Source organism: Streptomyces sp. NPDC048417 (assembly GCF_040651615.1).
Lineage (GTDB): Bacteria > Actinomycetota > Actinomycetes > Streptomycetales > Streptomycetaceae > Streptomyces.
In genome coordinates this window covers 1-19,389 of record NZ_JBEZKI010000047.1, presented here as the reverse complement: position 1 = coordinate 19,389, position 19,389 = coordinate 1, and the positions used below count along the sequence as shown (strand labels likewise).

Here is a 19,389-nt window from a genome sequence, read left to right as displayed (position 1 = left end):
GCTGCCGCCACTGCCCTGGCCAGCACCGCGGACGCGGGCGCCGCCGGCTACACGACCGTGTTGCAGCGCATGGTGGGGGCCGATCCGGCCGCCTGGACCGCCGACGTCCCCGACGTACTCACCGCTCTCGTGCTACCGGAACTCGTCGCGTTCTACCTCGCCGCCGCGGCCGTCGCGCGCCATGCAGTCGCTTGCTCTTGCGGCGGACTCATTCACCGACTGCCTGCGGGCTGGTGTCGCCGACGGCAGCCGCAGCCTCCGTCCAGTCGGTGGTCTAGTCTCGTCCTCAGCGAGGGCCACCACGTCATCGCCGAGCTGATCTTGAACTTCAGTCGCTTTGGTCGCTGATGGCGGTGTGTGCGGCGGCCTGGAGGCGGGAGTGCCGGCGAGTGGTGAGATCCGGCATGGAGGCCGGGGGCTGGACGAAGCGGCGAATCAACTCATCCAGCAGCGGATCTGTCTCTCGGGGAGCCGCCGTGGGCGACGGTTCTCCGCGGCGGAGGAAGCGGGTGCGGCAACTTCCCTCGGCGAAGCGATTCTTCAGTCGCTGCCAGACGTCCCGCGGCGTTGGGGCAAGGAGTCTGTGAACATGCTGAGGAAGCGGCTTGTGTAGTCCCGCCACGGGTGTTGAGGGCATGGCGCGCGACGTGTCGTGGAAGCCGAGTACGGCCTTGATCGCCTCGCTACGTGCTACGCCGAAGGCCAGGTGGGGGAAGTACTCACCGCGGGGCGGGGCTGCGGGAGAGTGAGCCCGGCAAGCGCGGAGCGCTTGGGCTTCGGTGCTGTGGTGTGAAGGGTGCGCGGGGGAGAGCCAGGCCCGGCTTACTGCTGAGCCGAGGCGGTGGGCGTCCGAGCCCAGTGCATCGAGGCGGGTTCGCGGCTGGGTGGTTGCGCCGACCTTGACGTACGACGTGGGCCCGGTGACCTCGAGCACGTAGACGTATCCCGTGCCTTTAGGGGCCCAGGCCGGGACAGGCGTCTTATTGAGGTAGTTGCGTAACCAGCTTTGCGGAGCGTTGTGCACCAGCTTGAGCATGATCGATCTCCTCGTTCTGTTCGCCCCAGTCAACCGGTGAGGTCTGGCAACACCCGCCGTAGCCCCGGGCGGGAAAGACCTCAACGGTCCGCCACGACAGCAGTCCGCCAGGGCTCCGGGGCTCGTCGTGTGTGGCACTCGGTCGCTTGGGTCGCTGCGAATTCTGCGCAGCGACTGAAGAAGCCAGCGACCAAACGGGTCTTCAGTCGCTGAGGTTTCGTTGGAGGAAAATCGCAGGTCAGGGATCTATCTGTGTGGTGGCAGCGACCGGAGCGACTCGAGTTCCGGTATATGAGCGCAGGAACTGTGTGCTCGTGTGCGTTATATATGTCGTGCTTCAGTCGCTTCAGTCGCTGTTCTGGTTCGATGCCTCCTCTGAACTGGTCTTTTGCCCTACGCAAAGAGCAGCGACCGAACGTACTGGGTCGCTGCGCTGTTTGCTGAGTCGCTGGAGTGAGGCTCGGGCGACTACAAGACCAGCGTGCCGGCACCGCTGTTCCGCATGTGCTGCACGATCCCACCAGCCGAGTTCGCTAGTCTGTGTCCGTCGTTGAGTCGCTTCGGTCGCTGATAGGGGGTGTGCATGCCTGCTGAGCTGCAGTTTCACCGGAGCGACTCAAGAACACCCCAAGACGGCGGCTCTTCAGTCGCTGCCTCTCTGGCCTCGGCGCAGGTGTGCGCCCGCCGTGGCTGGCCGGTGCATCCCCTCGCCCCGGGGCGCAAAACTCCAACTGCGAACTGTGCGAAATGCCGCGAAAGTTCCCACTCGCCAGCGGAGTGCCCGTGCCTACGCGCAGGCCGTTGGTGCCACAGCTTCCACGCGGCCACCCTCAACCACGGCCGTATCCAGCAGTGGTGGGGCCAGCACCCCGAGTTCGGCGTCGGGGTTTCCTGCGGCCCGGCAGGCTTGATCGTCATCGACATCGACGCCCATCGCACCGAGCCCCCCGCACGCGACCGGATCCTGCCCGGTATCCCCATTGGCGAGCACATCGACCTCACCGGCCTAGCCAACGGGTTCCACACCCTCGCCGTCCTCGCCGCCCTCCGCGGCCAGCAGAGCCCCGCCGACGACAGCAGCACCCTGCGCGTACGCACCCCTTCCGGGGGCCTGCACGTGTGGTACCGGGCCACCGATAACCGCCCGTGGAAGTCATCGGCCGGCTCCAGCCCCGGCCGGGCCCTGGCCTGGCAGGTCGACATCCGCGCCCACGGCAGCTACATCATTGCCCCCGGCGTCACCACCCTGCAGGGCACCTACACGCCGGTCGACGACGTTCGCGAACCGGCTGCTCTGCCCCTGTGGCTGGCGCAGGAGCTCGACCGCACCGGCCACCTGCCGGCGCCTCACATCCCTGCACCTCGCCCGGTGCCGCCCCGTGCCCAGCAAGCCGTCCTCGCCGCTGCTGGCGGTCGCAGCGAGCGCACCCTGGCCGCCATCCTTGCTCCCGTCGAGGCATGCGGCCAGGTCGCCGAGGGCGCTGGCTTCTCCGACACCCTCAACCGTGCCGCCTACACCCTCGGCGGCCTCATCGCAGCCGGACGCCTTGAGCGCCAGGACGCCGAACAGGCTTTGCGGCAGACCGCGGCCGCGGCCCGCCCCGGCCAGGAACTGCGCATCGAACAGATCATCCGCAGCGGTCTCACCGCAGGCCTCAACAAGCCCCTCCACGCCACTGGGAGGCGCCCGTGACCTCCCCCGGCAACGAGACCCTCTTCGAGTTCGACCCCGAAGCCGTCGCCGCCCAGATCCGCGCCCAGACCCCCGTCATCCCCCGCCCCGCACAGGCCGACACCGAACGCCCCCCGGCCGGGCACGCCACCGCCGCCGGACTGCTGCCGGACACCCTCACCGACCGCGGCAACGCCAAACTGTTCGTCCGGCTGTACTCCAACGACTACCGCTACGTACCCAAGATCGGCTGGTACCGGTGGGACACCACTCGCTGGCAGCTGGACGAGGACGACACCGTTCTGTGGGCCGCCGGCGACCTCGCCGAGAACATCGCCGACCAGGACCAGCTCGGCCGCTTCACCATGCAGGCCCTGCACAAGCACCGCACCCGTGCCATGTCGACCGCCGGCATCCACTCCATGCTCGCCCAGGCCAGATCCGCCCCCGGCATGGTCCTGACCGCCGACCGCCTCGACGCCGACCCCTACGCCCTGTGCACCCCCGAGGGCGTCGTCGACCTGCGCACCGGGCTGGTGAGCGCCCCCAACCCCAACAAGGACTTCCACTCCCGCTCCACGGCCGTCGGCCCGCAGCAGATGCCCATCCCGCGCTGGCTGCGCTTTTTGGCGGACACCTTCGGCGACGACGCCGAAGGCCAGGAAATGATCGACTACCTCCACCTGCTGCTCGGATACTCGATCACCGGCGACGTCGGCGCCCAGATCCTGCCCTTCCTCTACGGCACGGGCAGCAACGGCAAGTCCGTCCTCCTGGACGTCATGATGAAACTGCTCGGCGACTACGCAGACGCGGCCCCGCCCGGCTTCCTCATGGCGAAGCCCTTCGAAGGGCACCCCACCGACCTCGCCGAGCTCCACGGGCGGCGCATCTACGTCTGCTCCGAGATCAGCCCCGGCGACAAGTTCGACGAAGCCCGCGTCAAGCTCCTCACCGGCGGCGACCGGATCAAAGCCCGCCGCATGCGCCAGGACCCCTTCTCCTTCCAGCCCACCCACAAGCTCTGGCTGCTGGGCAACCACAAGCCCGAAGTCGGCACAGGTGGCTTCGCCTTCTGGCGCCGCATGCGCCTCATCCCCTTCGAACGCGTCGTTGCCGACGACCGCAAGATCGACAACCTGGCCGACCTCCTCGTCGTCGAAGAAGGTCCCGGCATCCTGCGCTGGCTCATCGACGGCGCCCGCCGCTACCTCTCCAGCGACCGCGACCTCACCGGCCCCGAACGCGTCCGCATCGCCACGACCGCCTATGCCGAGACCGAGGACCACACCGGCCGCTTCTACGAGGAGTGCTGCCGTCTCGCCCCCGACCTGCGCGCCGAACAGACGGCGCTCTACGCCGCCTACACCACCTGGTGCCACAATGAAGGCGCACTGGTGATGTCTTCACGCGCGTTCGCCGCCCGCACCCGCGAACTCGTCGGGCTGGCCTCGCCCAAGGAGATGAAGGTTTCCAACCAGCGCAAGTACTACCCGGGCATCGGACTGCTGACCGACGAGGAGAGGGGCGCCGGCGCATGAGTTCCCTGATCGACCCGGACGAGATCAGCCACGAGACCGAACTCGTCTGGCTGGAAGACATCAACAACCTCGACTACGTCCGCCAGAGCCTGGACCGCCTCCCAACACGCAAAGGCCGCCCCACCTACCGCCGCGACGGCCGCCTCATCGGCTGGGCAAACCTCGCCCCCACCGCCAAAGCCTCCCGCGCCTCCGGCACCTTCCGCCGTCGCGTCTTCTGGCTCCTGCCCCACGACCGCGACAGCCAGCCCGACGGCGACTACGCCAAGGGCGCCCCCTCCGAAGCCGTCGACCCCCGCACTCTCGAACCCCGCGTCAAGGGCTACAAAACCGAACGCTCCCAGGGCGGCCCGCCGTCGGCCGCCATGCAGGAACTCGGCATAGAGCTCCCGCTGTAGCGGTCACCCTGTGGCCGCAGACCGCCGGCTCAGGACTTGACTGCCTGACGACAGAGTAGAGACTATGCAAAAATGGAATCTCGAACAACAGCAGCCCGAAGGGCATAGAAACTACTGCTGTGTGATGGTGTGCAGCACCGAAATGCCGGTTTCCGAACAGCGGCAGCCCGAAGGGCATAGAAACGCCAGCCTGTCGCACGCTGCCCAGTTCATGAGAACGGACTTTTCCGAACAATGGCAGCCCGAAGGGCATAGAAACTTGACGTAGTCGCTGATGGACGAGCCGACCTGGCACGCATTTCCGAGAAACGCCCGCCCGAAAGGCATAGAAACGCTTGATCAGCGTGGCGATCTGCAGGTAGTTGTCCTTATTTCAAAACGACGCCCTCTCGAAGGGCAAAGAAACCACTCCATGGGACTGTGGAAGTAGAAGCAGTATTCCAGAGCAAGTCCGCCCTAAGGGCATAGAAACACCGGTACCGGCCTCAGTGTCTCTGTTGTAGAAAGCTATTTCAGAACAATGCCCGCCCGAAAGGGCATAGAAGCGCAGCGGGACGGAAGCACCCATCGGCGATGCGCACGATTTCGGAACAACGCCCCCCTTGATGACATAGGGGATGAAGAGTGGGGCGAGCGTGGTCGTAGTCATGAATTCACGAGCGACGCCCGTCCGAAGGGCATAGAAACTCGCCGGGCGTTGCCAGGCGCACTTTGAGGCTTTCTAACTTCACAACAACGCCCGCCCGAAGGGTATAGAAACGTCACCAGACCGGCCACCACCAGCGCGGAGAACCCAATTGCAGAACAACGCCCGCTCTAAGGGCATAGAAACGCGACCCAGGTCAGTTCACCGTAGATCTTGTGCAGGCATCTGAGAACAACGCTCGTCCGAAGGGCATAGAAACGCCAGCCGGTCGCACGCCGCCCAGTTCATCATGCGGATTTTGAGAAAACGCCCGCCGGAAGGGCATGGAAGCCTTCCCAGGGAACGCATGATGTGCCCGAACGGGGGATTGCAGGACAAACGTCCGCCCGAAGGGCATAGAAATTTCCGGAAGTCGTGCCGGGCATCGATCCACCAGGCCGACATTTCAAAACAATGCCCGCTCTAAGGGCATAGAAACTCAGAGTGCCTACGGTGAGGCTGTCCTTGGCATGCTTTCAATTTCAGGACGACTCCCGTCCGAAGGCATAACCAAACGAAGTTACTGACCTGGACCAAAGAGGGCCGCCGTGGGCGATCTTCTTTATCGTTGATATTCAAGTCCTCTTTGCTAGCGGCGTGGCAGGAGGTTCAGGCAATGATCTGGAGGACGGGGAGGTCAGCGATCAAGGGCCGAGTATGCGCGTGGTGTGCTGGCGCGGTTGACCGCTGGGGCGGGAGGTCCAAGGCAGGTTCGTAACGGCCAGGGCCTGTGTAGGCGATGGAGATCGCCAAACGCTCGGGCGGTACGCGGCTGCTGGCGGTGCCCGTGGTCGAGGACCGCATCTTGCCGCGATCGACCGGGTTCGGCCCCGTCAGCGATCCCCCCTTTTGGCGCGAACGGAGGCCGCGTCGACGATCGCCGAGGCCCAGTCCACCTCGCCCCGGGCCCCGAGTTCGTCCAGCACCGCCCCGATGCAGCCGACGCCACAGGCCGACCCCGGTCCACACCGTGAAGCGGCGATGCGCGGTGGCGGAGGACGTGCCGAACGTCGGCGGCAGATGCCGCCAGGCACAGCCGCTGGTCAGCCACGTACACCACGGCGGTGGACACGGCGCGCTCGTCACGCGGAGCGGTCCCGCCACCTTGCGGTCGATCCGTGAACGACGGCAGTAACGGGGCGACCAGCTCCCAGAGCTCATCAGGAACCAGACGCTTCGACGGATCCGCACCCACGGCCGGCATCATGCCGCTCGAACATCAAGTCACCTGGCGCAGCCTTCTATGCCTTGACTGGTGCGGCCGATCTGGCGGCCTGCTCGATCTTCGCGCAGTAGGCGGCGCTGGCTTCCGCATCGATCTGCATCTCGTGTTCAGGGCGCGTCCCGGTTCGGCCGTCGACGCCTTCGCGCAGGATGTCGGCGTGCCCGGCATGCCGGTTGGTCTCGCCGAGGACGTGGACCGTGATGGCGAACAGGTTCGTGTTGGGATAAGGCTCCGGCCACCACGGCACGTGGCCGGGGGCGTCGAGGGGAAGCTCGTTGATCGTCGTGTCCGAGTGTTCCCACGTGCGCCGGTAGAATCCGATGATCTGATCGCGGGTCTCGCCCTCAGCCGCCCGCAGGTCGCTGCCGTCGGAGTCCTGCCACCGGCACAGCGGTTCCGGCGAAGGGCGGCCGAAGACCTCGCCGAAGTACCTGGCCTCGACGCTGGCCACGTGCTTGACCAGGCCGAGCAGGTTGGTCCCGGTCACTGTCAACGGCCGGCGGGCGTCGTACTCGGACAAGCCGTCGAGTTTCCAGAGCAGCGTCTCGCGGTCCCGCCGCAGTCTCCTGTGCAGGTTGTCCTTCGCGAATTCATCGATCATGCGGCATCAGCCTGCCATGGGCTGCTCGTGGTCTCAAGATCCCTTACGTGGTCCGCAACGACGGGCAGATCCGAGACCTGGCCATGGCCACCGCCCTGAGCAACTACAAGAAGCTGCGAAATACCCGACCCCTATTGGAGCTGCAGAACCCGCACAGTGTCTCTATGTCCTGCTGCGGGCTTCAGCTCGTGCGGAATTCTCCTCGCAAAGTTTACATGGCCTGTTATGGGACCCGTGTCCATGCCCTGTGGGCTTTAATTCCTGCGGGGTGATGTTCATGTGGGTCGGCCTGCCCATCGCCGTGGGGTTTCTATGCCCGGCGGGCTTGTCTTGCGGAATTTCGACATGGATTACAATCAGTGCAAGTAGCTGATGTTTTCATGCCCTGCGGGCTTTAGGTCCTGCGGGATTTGAGTCGCACGAATTACACGGCTTTTAATGAGACCCGTTTCCATGCCCTGCGGGCTTTTAGTGCCTGCGAAGCCGTGGGTATCCGGGAGGGGTGCATCCCGTCGAGCCTGCGTTTCCATGCCCTGCGGGCTTCAATTCTGAGAGGAATGCATCCTCTGCAAGAGGGACATGGCCCCGTTCAGGTTTTTCTATTCCCTGCGGGCTTGAGTTCCTGTGGAGTGTTTCCCTGCGGGGAGGGTGTGTAGCCTGCGGTGATTGTGCCTGATTGTTGGCACGCTACTGGGGCCGGGGGCGGGGTGGTGTGGGTCACGTTTCTTGTTGGTGATGGTGGTGGCCTGCGGGAATGGGCTGCGAGGGGGCTTGTCTTCTGCGGGGCGAAGTCGCGGGGTGGAGGGTGGTGGTGGTCCAGCCGAGGCCGTGGGTGGTTTGGGCTCCGGTGCCGGCGGCTTCGGCGTAGGCGGACAGGGAGGTGAAGGCGGTGGCGATGGGGTCGGGTGTGGTGTGGGGGAGGGTGAAGGTGGCGTGGCCGGTGAAGCCGGTGCGGGAGGCTTGGCCGAGGTCGGCGGGTGCGCTGCGGAGTTCGTGGGTGGTGAGGCGGACGGTATTGAGCAGGCCTGTGGTGAGAGCGTCCGGCAGGGGACGGGGTGTGAAGGTGTTCCAGCGGCGGGCGAGGCTGCCGTAGAGGAGTTCGGGGTCGGGGAGGGGGATCCAGCGGCCGCTGCGGTTGAAGTAGGTGACGGAGAGGAAGTTCAGGGTGGCTCGGCGGGTGGGGGGCAGTGCCTCGAGGGCTGTGTAGGGGGCGTGGGAGTGCTGGACGTCGTCGACGGTGAAGAACTGTGGTCCCAGGCGTACTTCAGCTCCCTTGAGGACGTCCAGGGGCGGGGTGGTGGAGTCATCGAGCCACCCGAGGGCGAGTGTTGCGCATCCGGGGGCGTGTGGGGCTTCGATGAGCGGGGTGATGGAGAAGGGCTTGGTCTGGGCGTGGTGGTCGGCTCCTGCTCCTTCGAGGAGGTGGCAGGCAAGGCCGTGGAGTTGCGTGGGCGGGACGTGCTTGGTCCGGGTGGGGTTGGTGGGGCGTAGCAGGAGCTGCCAGCGGCTGGGCATCAAGATCCGTTCTGTCAGTGACGTGGTTGGGTGCTGAGCGTCCTGTGCCGGGCGCCCAGAGGGCGGGCGGAACTTCGCGGTGCAAGACGGGGCGTCAGCCGCGGTGGGTGGTTATGGGGTGGGTGCGGGGGCGTTGAGCAGTCGGATGTCGTGGTTGACGATGCTGATGTTCTCGTGGGCGGTCAGCCAGCCCAGGGCGACGGTGATGGGCAGCGGGGCGGTCATGAAGACGCGGGTTTCGACGTTGGTGCTTCCGATTTCGGTTTGCCAGGCGGCTTTGGCGGCAGCCCAGGCGTGGCGGAGATAGGCCGCGACGGCCTCGAAGACGTCTTTCGTCTCCGGGAGGAGGGCTGCGGAGGCTTCGATGACCACGTGGGCGCCGCACGGCGGCCCGTTCTGGTCGGGGTGTGTGTCGTCAAAGACGTATCCCGTGTGGGTCTGGTCGTGCGGGCGGCGCACTCTGCCGGTCTGTGCGACGCATATGGCGTCGTCGACCATGCCCGTCACCGCGGTCAGGCGCACGATGAAGGCAAGACGGTGCCGGTGTTGCGGGGGGCACGACGGGTGCGCAACCGGCTCGGCATACGTGGTGCCTGCGGGAAGCTGCAGGACGGTGCCGAGGAGGGTCTGCTGCCGGGCGCTGAGGGGATGCGTGAGGCGCCCGGTGAGAGTGACGCCGGGCAGGACGGGCTCGCCTGCCTGGCGAGAGAGGTGCATCACGGTGAGTGAGGCGTGCCGATCGTTGTGGAGGCGGCGGCCGAGGAGGAAGGCGTCGCGTACCGCGGCGAGGACGTAGAGCGTGACGGTGCCTTCGGCTCCGCTTGAGCGGTATTCGTCTGCGCGGGCGTCGATGAGGCCGGCGACCAGGTCGGCTCCGTCGGCCGGGGAGAGCGCCTTGCCGCCGGGGCGCAGCAGCCGGGGATTGATGAACAGTGTGCTGGAGTGGTTTTTCGCGGATGCTCGTCGCATCTCCGCGACCAGGCTGGTCTGGGTGAGGTCGGTGGGAAAGAGGGGAACGACGACACCCACGCCGTGTGGTCGGCGCAGGATCCAGCCGAGGATCACGATCAGGACTGCGATGAGGAAGGCGGCGAGGTAGAACCAGGCGGAGTCCCAGAGTTTTTGCAGCATGTTGGGGACCACGCCGAGGGCGATGGCGGAGAAGACGGCGATGAGCAGGGTGCCGAGGCCTTCGCGGGTGCGCAGGAAGGCGAAGAGCTGCCGGTACCAGGGGGTGCGCATGGGCGGGACCCTTCGGTTCAGGGCGCCGTGGCGCGTACGAAGGTGGCCGGCGTGGGGCCGGGGAGTTCGATCAGTTCGAAGGACAGGGCGTGGGCCTCGGCCGGCAGGGGGCCGGCCTGCTGGTCGCCTGCGGCCCAGGGCGTGCCGGGGCGGATGTGGACGAGGACCTGCTCGCCTCCGTCCTGGCCGGGCTCGAGCAGCGCGGTCAGGGCCTGGGGGCCGTCGATACGCAGGCGCAGGCAGCGCCTAGGGTCCCAGGCCCACAGGTGCGTGGCGTGCAGGGGTTGTTCGGGTAGTCGGCCCGCTGTGGCGATGTGGAAGCCGTCGAGGTCGGCCCAGGCACATGTGGTCCCGGTCAGCAGAGTGCGGGCCTCGGTCCAGCCGAGGCGGCCGATGCGCTCCAGGCGGGCGAGAACGGCTCGGGCCGTGTGGACCGGTCCGGTGGGCGGGCGGGTCGTCATGCGCCGGCCTCCTCACGGGTTGGGGCGGGGACAGGCGCGGCGGCGCGGTGAGCCCGCAGGGTGTGCAGGGCCGTGGTGCGTTCCGTGGTGAGCCATTCGGCGCTGGCGGGTTGCGCGGTGAGGGTGCCGTGGCCGCGGGTGGTGGAGCCGCCGACGCCGATCATGCCGTCCGCCAGATCCGCCAGGGCCAGCACGAGGGCGGCGCGCATCAGGTCTGGCACCGGCTTGTCGTGCCGCAGGTGCAGGGTCAGGTAACCGTCCTCGACGGTCTCCTCCGCCCAGAGTGCCTCGTCGCGGGCGCCGCCGAAGACCCGATCGATCGCGACGTGGTTACGGACCTTGATGCTGCCGTCGCGGATGGGGGAATCGGCGAACACCAGCCGCCCGCGGGCGCCGGCCGCCGTAGGCAGCTCTCCGCCAGTCGCGGTGGCGCCCGTTCTTGCGGCCCAGCCGAAGCTGTCGCAGACCACACAGGCGCCGCAACTGCCTGCGGTGTCGTCCTGGGTGGAGGCACAGACGGGGCCGATGCCGACCGAGCGGAGGATGAACTCGACGCGGGCCCGCAACACGCCTTTCCATGTGCTGCCGGGCACGAGCGGGGTGTTCTCGTGGTCGCGCAGGATCTGGGCGACTCCTGTTTGCCTGCCGGTGCGTTCACCGAACGTGCCGGAGCCGACGTGCAGGCTGTCGGCGATGCGGAACTCCAGCGGCCGTCCGAACAGGTACGGCTCGTCGGGGGCGCCGCCGGCCCGTTGGGCGCGCTCGTAGACGACGCTGGCGTGGTCGTCGACGAGTCCGGGGCCGCCGCAGGTGAGCCAGTGCCGTAAGCCGTCGGCGGTGGTGAGGTCGATCACGCGGTGGCGGACCGTGATGAGTTCGGCGCGGCCGTGGCCGGTGGTGCGGCCGCCGCCGATCCTGGGCCGCCAGGCGGCCAGCAGGCTGATGACTTCGTCGACCAGCGGAGATTCGGTCGCCTCGGTGTCCAGGCGTATCCAGAAGGCCAGTTCGGTGCCGGGCGGGAGCAGTTCCCGATGATGGAGGGTGGTTGCCTTCGCGGCGGCGCGGTGCCGGTCGATGGCCGTACGGCGGCGCTGCATCAGGTCGGCCTCCGGCAGTGTCAGCCGGGTTCCCAGCAGGCGGACCGGGGACGCGATCGCGCCGCCAGCGTCAGGGACCATCCCGTCGGCGGAGGGGGCAGGTTCGCCGGCGATGTCACCGAACAGCTCCCGGCGCCGCTCCGGCGGGGCCTGCTGGCGCAGCGAACCGGCCAGGGAAGTGGCGGGTATGTAGGGGTGGTCCCATCCGTCGCGGGACAGGGGCAGGTCGGGGCGCAGGACGGAGCCGACGGCGGTGGTTTCGGGGGCGGCGATGGCGGCGGGGCCGGTGAGTTCCAGGTCGGCCTGGAGGATGTGGACGACGCTCACGACTGTGCGCTCTCCTTTTCCAGCAGCCGGTTGAGGGCGCGCAGCGTGGCCAGGGTGCGGTCCAGGACGTCGACGGGAGCGCTCAGCAGCATGGCTGTGACCGCGTCCCGCTCGTAGGGGGTCAGCCGTCGCAGCCGCGGCCGCTCCAGCACTCCCAAATGCCGGGTCCCTGGATGAGCGGCGAGCTCCTCGACGTAGGGACGGAGGTTGTCGGCGAACCATGCGCCGTGACCGGTGGACAGCAGCAGCCGTGCGTACGTCTCCGCCGGATCCGACGCCCGGTCCTCGCCGGCGGCGACCGGCTCCGGTTCGAGAGGGTGCATCCAGGCGGTGGTGGCGGCCTCCAGGGCGCCGAAGCCCTCGCTGCGCCGCAGCCCGATACCGCGCCCGGTCAGGGCGAGCAGCGCGTCGGGGGTGGGCGGCTGGTCGAAGCAGAGGAGGAGGACGGAGCCGGCGCTGACAGCCAGTTCGACGGGCTTGGGCAGGCGGGAGGCCGCGTGCCAGCCCCCGACCCATTCCCGGCGTGCCCACACGCGTTCCACGGCCGTGACGCGCGCGCTCCCAGGCAGCGGGGCGAACGCTGCATCAAGCGTGGCCCGCAGGCCGTCGTGGTCGGCGATGTCGAGGGGTAGACCGGCCGGGTCGGTGAGGATGGCGGGTGCGTTCAGGCGCAAGGCGATCCGTCGGTCGGTCTTCGGAGGGACGGCCTCGGCGGTCCTGGGGGTGTAGGTGACGGCCCCGGAGGTGCCGCGGCGTCCGCCCAGCCGCAGCTGCCGGGACCTGGCCAGCCATCTCGCTGCCCCGTCAGGCAGCTCGCTGTTGGTGGTGATGCGTCCGTGGAAAGTGCGTTCGGCCCCGGAGGCATCGCGGTGGGTCAGGGCACGACGGGTGAACAGCAGCCCTTCTTGTGCTACTTGGCGGGCGTCGTCGATCTGCAGATGAGTGGACTGCGCCACCAGCTGCCCGGCCCCGGACGCGGTGAACTCGACCTCGCCCCGTCCGGGCACCAGAGGCCCGCACGCACACGACGCCTCGGCCCCACCCTCGTTGAAGGCCTCGTCGATGACGGTGGGGCATTGCCGGTATTTGCAGCGCAGCACCGACAGCGGAACCACCTGCGATCCCGCCGCGAACAGCGGACCGTAGGAGACGTCACTCTCGAACAGGGCGATGAATTCCCGGCGCTGGGCGGCCGAGACCTTGGCGGGCACGCCGTGCTCGGCAATCCACGCCGCTGCCAGCGCGCCGCGCAGCACCGAACCGGGCACGTGCAGCCGTGTGGGCACCGGGGCTGTGCCGGCCGGACGCACGCCCAGGGCCAGGGACTGGTGGGCGGTTACCTGCACATCAAGCATGCTGATGGCTCCTCCACTGGTCGGCGAGCGCCGTGAAGCGGGCGATCAGCTCCTCGTCCACGACCGGATCGGCGGGCGTGCACTTAACCCAGCCCAGTCCGCGGCGCCGGCTCGCGCCCAGGCTGTGTACGCCGGCCGCGGCACAGGCCAGGACCGCCAGGTGGCCCTCCCGGTCCAGACCGGGGATGGTCGTGTCGGGCAGCGGCCCGTGCTGGGTGATGGTGAACTCGGCTGAACGTGCCCACACTTCCTCGCCGAACAGCAGGTGGTCGCGCTTGGCCGTACCGGACTCTTCATCCAGCGACACCCTGGCCCGGGTGACGACTACGGGCTCCTCGCCGGGGAAGCGGGCTGCCTCCCAGCCCCAGGGGGTGGGATGGTGCGGCCCGCCGAAGACCTGCTCCACCAGGCGAGGCAGCCCAGGCAGGAGCCGTTCCGCGGCATCGCGCATCACGCCCTTCAGGGTGGAGGCAGGCAGCAGGTTGTCCCGGTCGACGGCCGCGTCGATGCCGGGCCGACCTGTGCCGGTCGCCACCTGGAACGGGCCGTGGAAAAGGATCGTCACGCGCATGGCCACCACCGGGCGAGATTGAGTGCCGCGCCCAGACCGATCCCGGACACAGACGGCACATCGAGCTGGTCGATCCGATCAAGCGGGGGGAGGAAGGGCCGGATCGCGTCGAGGTGGCCCACCCGGTCGGCGAGCGCCGCCGCTGTGAGCGGACCGCTGCCGCGCAACGCCTCGGTGAGCCGAGCCCGGTGACTGGCCGGCACTTTCACCAGCCGCGACAGCGCCGCGGCGGCCGCGGTCTGGCCGCCGTCCCCGTCACGCAAGAGGTGCAGGGCCACAGGCGGATGCCCGGGGTGTTCAGCACCGTCGGCGGTGATGTCCAGCCACTGCACCGACGCCTGCCGCCCGCGAAAGGCCGCCTTCGCTTCCGACAGGCGCATACCCGCCGACTCGACCAGCAGGTTCAGCGGGTGGGAGGCGCGGGCGAAGACGACACCGGCCGACGCGGTCGGCGCTTCCAGCGCGGGCAGCCCGGCACGGCTGGCCCGCAGCTCGTTGAGCGGCTCCAGCACCTCGGCCGTCTCCTTGCGGACCAGGCGCTCAAACTCCTTGAGGAACGTGAGCGTGAACCACCACGCCTGGTCGGCGGGCAGACTCACCAGCACGTCATCGCCACCGACCACGTGCGGCACCACACACAGCTGCTCACGTTCCACAGTCAGCGGTAACTCCAGTGCCGCATTGGCCAACGCCGTACGGGTGGCCAGCGACAGCGCCGTGGAGATGGAGGCCTTCGCCTCCCGCAGGCGCGCGTCCTGCCCGCCCTCGTCGGCCAGGGCCCTGAAGAACAGCCCGAACGCGTTGCCGTCGACCGCGACGGTCGCCAGATGGTTGCGCCCCGACGCTGCGCTCCCCAGCGCGGCTAGGTCCGTGAAGGAATCCGGCGCGGGTGCCAGACCGATGTCCTGCAGCAACTGCCCCTCAGGGCTGCCCGCGTCTGCCACCGCCTGGCGGCGGGTCACGTTCCGCACCGAGCAGTCCAGGCACAACGCCAGCAACCCATCCGGCACCGGCTCGACGCCGACCACCGGGTCGATGTGGCACATCCGGCACGGCACGGCCAGCGGGAACTCAGCTGACGGCGGCAGATCATGCCGCACCTGGCCCCGCCGCACCTTCGGCTGCAGGCTGTGGGCATAGACGGCGAGATATGACTCCCCCTCCCCCCACACGGACTGGAACTCCGCCCCGGGCAACGCCCTGCGCAAGTGGGCGAACATACGCTCCTGCAGCCGCTGGACCCGCTTCTCACAGCCGCCTGTGGCGGCGGGAAAGCGGACACTGACCACACCGTCCGCTCTTCCAGCCTCCGGGTTGACCTCGGCCAGATCCCCGATGACGTCCGCGATCGATGGGGCGGCGGTTGCCCGGGCGAGGTTGTTGCTCGCGGCCCGATGGCCGCGCAAAGCCGGTGTGCGGGCCAGATACTGCTGGATCCGCACGGCACCGAAGTCGACGTACACGTACGCGCCGGTCACCGGCCCTCCTTCTTGCCCTGCGGAATGACCTTCATGACGGGACTGGGGGCGGCCGATGCCGGCAGCTGCTGGTAGGGGAAACGGGCCTTTTCGGCCCGGCCACCGGTGGTCTCCTTCCAGAACGTGAAGGAGGGCAGCAGCACCTCCGGGCCCAGCGGCTGCCCCGGCTCGGGCAGCCAGCCCGCGGGCGGATACCACACCTGGTGTGGCGCGGCCCAGTCCAGCCGTAGCACCTTTGTCAGCTGCCGCTTCCAGATGTCCTGCAGTTCCCTGGATGCGGTGCGGCGGAACGCGGCCACTGCCTCGCCGACCTCTAGCGACGGAGCCGTCTCACCGAGGTACCGGCTTGCCCCGTCCTCCAGCGAGGCGATGGCGACCCGCGACGTGACCGTGCCGAAGCCCAGGGGCCGGCCGCCCCCCACGCCCCAGCCATACTCGACATTTTCGCCCTCACCAGCCCCTTCGTCATAAGGGCGCAAGAGCAACGAAGGGTCCAGGGCGTACAGAAGAGAGCCGAGCTCAGCGACGCTGAGGTTCTCGAAGCGGACCTGCGTGGTGAACACCGAACCCGCCGGCACCGACTCGCCCTGAGCGAGCATCTTGTTGTCCGGCTTGTACACGTCCTCGTGGAACACGTTCGGTTTGGCCGCGCTGGCCCGGAAATAGGGACGGTCTCCGGGGGTCCCGGTCAGCCAGTACTGCTTGCGGCCGCGCAGCCCGCGCCGCCCTTTGGCGTCGCCTTCCGAACCCCACTCCCGCAAGGGCCGCGCGTTCTTCTCAGCGGCGGTCTTGCCCTCGGAGCCCTGGTCCCGGTTCAGGTAGAACTGGCCGGCTCCCGGCCTCGGTCTGCCCAGCGGCGGCAGCCACTCCTGCCGCGTCGCATACGCCTCCCTCGGCACGGCGTCACCAAAGCGCACATGCCCCCGGTAGCCGCGCTGCTCAGCGCGGCCCCGCCCGCCCTCACCCTCAGTGTCCGCCGAGCCGAAAATCCGGCAACTGGGACACAACCGCCGAGGGTCCGTACAAGGCAGCGCGTGAGCAGGCATCCGGTCCCGCGCCTTGTCGACGCCGCCCGCATGCCGCCACACGACCGCCAACGCGATGTCCCTCACCGTCAGCGCCTCCCCCGTGACGTCGGGCAGCACCCACACGACCTGGTTCTCATAGAGGCGACGACGGGCCGCCATCCGCCGGCCGAGGACCTTCTTGTCCTTGGGGTGCAGTACGTCCACCCACCGGGGCTTGTCGTCGTCCCGGCTCGCCTGCTGCCGCAACTCCCGCATGTCGTTGGTGTCATCGACCGCGTCGAGGAATCCCTCCCACACTCCCTCGCCGAACACCACACCGCGGATCACGTCCTCGAGCTCCCCCGTGGCGCAGAAGTAACGGCCGCGCAGCCGCCCGCCACCCTCCAGGTTCTTCCGGGTTTCCCGGCGAGTGCGCGCGTCGGTAAGCAGGACCACCCAGCCACCGCCAGCACGTACCAGGTTCGGGTCCTCCAACTGCTGGCGCCCGAGTACCTCCGTGCCGCGGCTGAGCAAGGTCACCCGCGCCCCGCTCTCCAACCCGTCCGCGCCTCCCAGCGCTTGGTGCAGGGCCTGCGCCTCCACCCACACCGCAGGCTGCGGACACAGCTGCATCCGCAACGGCCTGCCGTCCTCATCGATCTCATCAACCCGGGCCAGACGCCAGCCCGGCGGGCGCGGCTGCACCTGATCCCGGTATCCCGGACGGAAGTCACCGTTGAAGACCCGCAGACACCCGCCCGCCAGCGTCTCGTGCAGCGACCGCACAGCACCCGCGAGCGACGACCCCGGAAGATACGGCACGCGTCCCTCGAAGCCGGGCAGCTCCCGCCGGGGAAACGCATGCTCGTCGCCGGCGTACACGTGGCGAAGCAGCAAAGGACTCCGCGCGGTCAATTCGACCTCGACAACCCCCGCGTACCGATCCTCCGCGAGCCGACTGTGTCCCGCAGGTTCTGCCCGCCAGCCCTCCTCCGGTTCCCCCTTCGGCACCTGCACAAAGGTGTACGGATTGACGAACCCCTCTCGCCCCATCCCCGGCGCATCAGACATCTGGCCCCCCGCTGCATCCGATCACCACAAAGTGTGAAGAACATTCACCACCGAGCGGCGCATCATGCGCAAGCCGAATGCTGTTTTACGAAGCGCGAGTCGAGCGGGCCCGGCGACGGCGGGGACGGGCGTTCAGACGGCTGCCCCGCTGCCCTTGCGCCTGGCCCCGCAGGCTGCCGCGAGTGCGGCCATGATGCCGCGCTCGCCGTCGGTGTGGAGCATGCCCGGGTGGGCGAACGCCGTCGGCACCGCGTCGGCGTTGTTGCCGCCGGACCCCACGATCGCCGTGCCGCCGCCGAGGGGCGCGGTGGCGGCGAGACCTCCAACGACACGCAGGACGTCTCGGCGGTCAAGTGGTGCTGTCCTGGGACTTCGGCTCAGTGGTGTTCTGCCGCTTGTACGCAGGCATCTGGTACTCCCGGGCGAAGAGTGGTCTGACACTGAGGAGACGGAGTGATGCCCTCCGCGATAACGGTCACACTCCTCGGCCTCGGATGATCACAAACCGGACGCCACGCGACTACGCCGAAGCCCTGGTTTAGCAGGGCATGCGTAAAGCGCGGACTCGGCGGTGGATCCGCGTCGAATGGGGCTGCTCTGGCCGCGTACCCGCGTCGGCAGGTGGCGTGCGTCGGTCTGGAATAGCTGTTTCTGTACCAAGCTGCTCATCAACGGGTTTCTATGCCCTTGAACGGGCGTTTTTCTGAAATGCTGGGCTGCGTTGTCTGGCTGGCGAGGCGCAGCAGGACGTTTCTATGCCCTTCAGGCGGGCGTTGGTTTGAAATGCAGTCGACAAGCCCGGCGTGGACGATCCGAACCAATTTCTATGCCCTTCGGGCTTAAGCCGTTCAGAAACCCCAGTGACCGCGGTGAGCGACAGGTGGCCTCCAAGTTTCTATGCCCTTCTGGCTTACGCCGTTCGGAAACGCCTGCCAAATCTTACCCGCCTCGACCTGCTTCGACGCTGTCCGTTGCGCAGGATCGGGTCGCACGAGCATCCTTCCGCCATTACGGCTCACACCGCGTGTTACCGCCTCCTGTGAGCTGCGGAAACGTGTCGCGCGTAAAGCAGCAGGTCGGTTCACGGTTACGCCCTGCTCTGGCGATGGTCACGGTGGTGGTCTCCGTGCTGATGGGGGCTGGCGTCTGCTGGTGTGGGTGGTGGAGGTGGATGCGGACATAGCCTTGGGCGTGGGTGGTTTGGGCGCTGATGCCGGCGACGGCGGCGAAGCGGGTGAAGGCGTGGCGGGTGGGGGCGCTGGCGTGGTGGTGGAGGGCGACGGCGGTGGTCCCGGTGTCGTGGGCGGTGAGCAGGAGGCTGTCGAAGAGGCCGGCTGCGCTGGGCGCGGGTGTGGGGCGGGGAACGTGGTGGTTTCGCGGCGCAGGAGGCTTTGGTAGACGAGGCGGGGGCCGGTTGGGTGTTGAGGCGGTCCTGGTAGGGGGCTGGTTCGAAGTGGGCGTGGTGGACGGTGAGGATTTGGGAGCTGAGCTGGATGGGGTTCTGGTTTCCGGGTGTGGTTGCGCGTCGCCCGGAGGGCGTCGCGTGGTGGGGTGGCCGGCCTCTTGGGGGGGCCAGCCTTTTGGGGGCCGGTGTGGGGGTGGAGCTGGGGGAGTAGGCCTGTGGTCCTCTCACCCGGTCTTCGTCGCCCGCACCGACCCTCTCGGTGTGTTCGTCCTCGTGCCGGTGGTCTTGGTCCTGCCGGAGGCAGGCCGCTCCCTCGAACTCGTCTGGGCATGGGGAGTTCAGCCATTCCGGGTTTTCTTTTTCCCTCATTCCGTGATGTACTTGTTTTCACGGAATACCAATCAAATACCCTTGTCCGTAAGGGAATCCAGGAGGATTCCCCAACCCCCCGGCCACACCTCACGCCATGACGATTCCTCAACTCAAACCCCAACACCCCACCCCCTCACCCAAACCCGTCCACCCATTCCTCAATCCGTGTGCCGGAGGCACACGCAATGCCGCTGCTTTTCGTGCCGGAGGCACGCACGTTGTGAAAAAGGCCGGAGGCCGTTTTCACAACTCCCCGCCGGAGGCGGGCTTTTCGCGCGGGGACGCGCGAAACGAGCGGAGCGAGTATTCGGCTGCCTCCGGCAGCCGAAT

14 protein-coding genes are annotated in these 19,389 nt (G+C 68.1%); 3 read left to right on the top strand and 11 right to left on the bottom strand.

Annotation, left to right across the window (positions count from 1 at the left end; all coding sequences use genetic code 11):
• Positions 1 to 328 precede the first annotated feature (328 nt).
• On the bottom strand, positions 329 to 1,036 hold the full coding sequence (locus tag AB0D59_RS46420; protein WP_362577867.1) for a GIY-YIG nuclease family protein: 708 nt from the start codon (positions 1,034 to 1,036) through the stop codon (positions 329 to 331).
• Positions 1,037 to 1,733: 697 nt separating this feature from the next.
• On the opposite strand from AB0D59_RS46420, the gene AB0D59_RS46415 reads away from it, so the two are divergent.
• Genes AB0D59_RS46415 through AB0D59_RS46405 form a run of 3 tightly spaced genes read left to right on the top strand, consistent with a single transcriptional unit; the run spans position 1,734 to position 4,647 of the window.
• Positions 1,734 to 2,729, top strand: a complete 996-nt coding sequence (locus AB0D59_RS46415; protein ID WP_362577984.1) for a bifunctional DNA primase/polymerase — start codon at positions 1,734 to 1,736, stop codon at positions 2,727 to 2,729.
• On the top strand, positions 2,726 to 4,249 hold the full coding sequence (locus AB0D59_RS46410) for a phage/plasmid primase, P4 family (RefSeq protein WP_362577865.1): 1,524 nt from the start codon (positions 2,726 to 2,728) through the stop codon (positions 4,247 to 4,249). The genes AB0D59_RS46415 and AB0D59_RS46410 overlap by 4 nt, the downstream gene beginning before the upstream one ends.
• Positions 4,246 to 4,647: a DUF6009 family protein gene (locus tag AB0D59_RS46405; RefSeq protein WP_362577863.1), complete on the top strand. Its 402-nt coding sequence runs from the start codon at positions 4,246 to 4,248 to the stop codon at positions 4,645 to 4,647. The genes AB0D59_RS46410 and AB0D59_RS46405 overlap by 4 nt, the downstream gene beginning before the upstream one ends.
• A gap of 1,926 nt (positions 4,648 to 6,573) precedes the next feature.
• On the opposite strand, the gene AB0D59_RS46400 is transcribed toward AB0D59_RS46405, so the two are convergent.
• The 10 genes from AB0D59_RS46400 to AB0D59_RS46355 all read right to left on the bottom strand — a co-directional run bounded on the left by AB0D59_RS46400 (position 6,574) and on the right by AB0D59_RS46355 (position 17,561).
• Positions 6,574 to 7,158 carry a DinB family protein gene (locus AB0D59_RS46400; protein WP_362577861.1) on the bottom strand — a complete coding sequence of 195 codons (585 nt, stop codon included), beginning with the start codon at positions 7,156 to 7,158 and terminating at the stop codon, positions 6,574 to 6,576.
• Between the two features lie 717 nt (positions 7,159 to 7,875).
• The gene (gene cas6 / locus AB0D59_RS46395) at positions 7,876 to 8,673 is read right to left on the bottom strand and encodes a CRISPR system precrRNA processing endoribonuclease RAMP protein Cas6 (protein WP_362577859.1); all 798 of its coding nucleotides are present in this window, start codon (positions 8,671 to 8,673) and stop codon (positions 7,876 to 7,878) included.
• 111 nt (positions 8,674 to 8,784) lie between these two features.
• Complete coding sequence (locus AB0D59_RS46390; RefSeq protein WP_362577857.1) at positions 8,785 to 9,915, bottom strand: hypothetical protein; 1,131 nt, start codon at positions 9,913 to 9,915, stop codon at positions 8,785 to 8,787.
• A 17-nt stretch (positions 9,916 to 9,932) separates the two neighbouring features.
• Positions 9,933 to 10,376 carry a hypothetical protein gene (locus AB0D59_RS46385; RefSeq protein ID WP_362577855.1) on the bottom strand — a complete coding sequence of 148 codons (444 nt, stop codon included), beginning with the start codon at positions 10,374 to 10,376 and terminating at the stop codon, positions 9,933 to 9,935.
• Positions 10,373 to 11,800 carry an RAMP superfamily CRISPR-associated protein gene (locus tag AB0D59_RS46380; RefSeq protein ID WP_362577853.1) on the bottom strand — a complete coding sequence of 476 codons (1,428 nt, stop codon included), beginning with the start codon at positions 11,798 to 11,800 and terminating at the stop codon, positions 10,373 to 10,375. Before AB0D59_RS46380 ends, AB0D59_RS46385 begins: the two co-directional genes overlap by 4 nt.
• Entirely contained in the window at positions 11,797 to 13,155 is a 1,359-nt protein-coding gene (locus AB0D59_RS46375; RefSeq protein ID WP_362577851.1) for a type III-B CRISPR module-associated Cmr3 family protein, read from the bottom strand. Before AB0D59_RS46375 ends, AB0D59_RS46380 begins: the two co-directional genes overlap by 4 nt.
• Complete coding sequence (locus tag AB0D59_RS46370; RefSeq protein ID WP_362577849.1) at positions 13,148 to 13,720, bottom strand: RAMP superfamily CRISPR-associated protein; 573 nt, start codon at positions 13,718 to 13,720, stop codon at positions 13,148 to 13,150. Before AB0D59_RS46370 ends, AB0D59_RS46375 begins: the two co-directional genes overlap by 8 nt.
• Positions 13,717 to 15,204 carry a hypothetical protein gene (locus AB0D59_RS46365; RefSeq protein ID WP_362577847.1) on the bottom strand — a complete coding sequence of 496 codons (1,488 nt, stop codon included), beginning with the start codon at positions 15,202 to 15,204 and terminating at the stop codon, positions 13,717 to 13,719. The genes AB0D59_RS46370 and AB0D59_RS46365 overlap by 4 nt, the downstream gene beginning before the upstream one ends.
• On the bottom strand, positions 15,201 to 17,282 hold the full coding sequence (locus AB0D59_RS46360) for a TIGR03986 family CRISPR-associated RAMP protein (protein ID WP_362577845.1): 2,082 nt from the start codon (positions 17,280 to 17,282) through the stop codon (positions 15,201 to 15,203). The genes AB0D59_RS46365 and AB0D59_RS46360 overlap by 4 nt, the downstream gene beginning before the upstream one ends.
• Positions 17,283 to 17,414: 132 nt before the next feature.
• Complete coding sequence (locus tag AB0D59_RS46355) at positions 17,415 to 17,561, bottom strand: hypothetical protein (RefSeq protein WP_362577843.1); 147 nt, start codon at positions 17,559 to 17,561, stop codon at positions 17,415 to 17,417.
• Positions 17,562 to 19,389: the final 1,828 nt, after the last annotated feature.

Bases quoted from the DNA above. Each gene is read 5' to 3' on its own strand.
- AB0D59_RS46400 (WP_362577861.1), bottom strand. From the start codon at position 7,158: ATGATCGATGAATTCGCGAAGGACAACCTGCACAGGAGACTGCGGCGG.
- AB0D59_RS46375 (WP_362577851.1), bottom strand. From the start codon at position 13,155: ATGCTTGATGTGCAGGTAACCGCCCACCAGTCCCTGGCCCTGGGCGTG.
- AB0D59_RS46420 (WP_362577867.1), bottom strand. From the start codon at position 1,036: ATGCTCAAGCTGGTGCACAACGCTCCGCAAAGCTGGTTACGCAACTAC.
- AB0D59_RS46385 (WP_362577855.1), bottom strand. From the start codon at position 10,376: ATGACGACCCGCCCGCCCACCGGACCGGTCCACACGGCCCGAGCCGTT.
- AB0D59_RS46360 (WP_362577845.1), bottom strand. From the start codon at position 17,282: ATGTCTGATGCGCCGGGGATGGGGCGAGAGGGGTTCGTCAATCCGTAC.
- cas6 (WP_362577859.1), bottom strand. From the start codon at position 8,673: ATGCCCAGCCGCTGGCAGCTCCTGCTACGCCCCACCAACCCCACCCGG.
- AB0D59_RS46405 (WP_362577863.1), top strand. From the start codon at position 4,246: ATGAGTTCCCTGATCGACCCGGACGAGATCAGCCACGAGACCGAACTC.
- AB0D59_RS46390 (WP_362577857.1), bottom strand. From the start codon at position 9,915: ATGCGCACCCCCTGGTACCGGCAGCTCTTCGCCTTCCTGCGCACCCGC.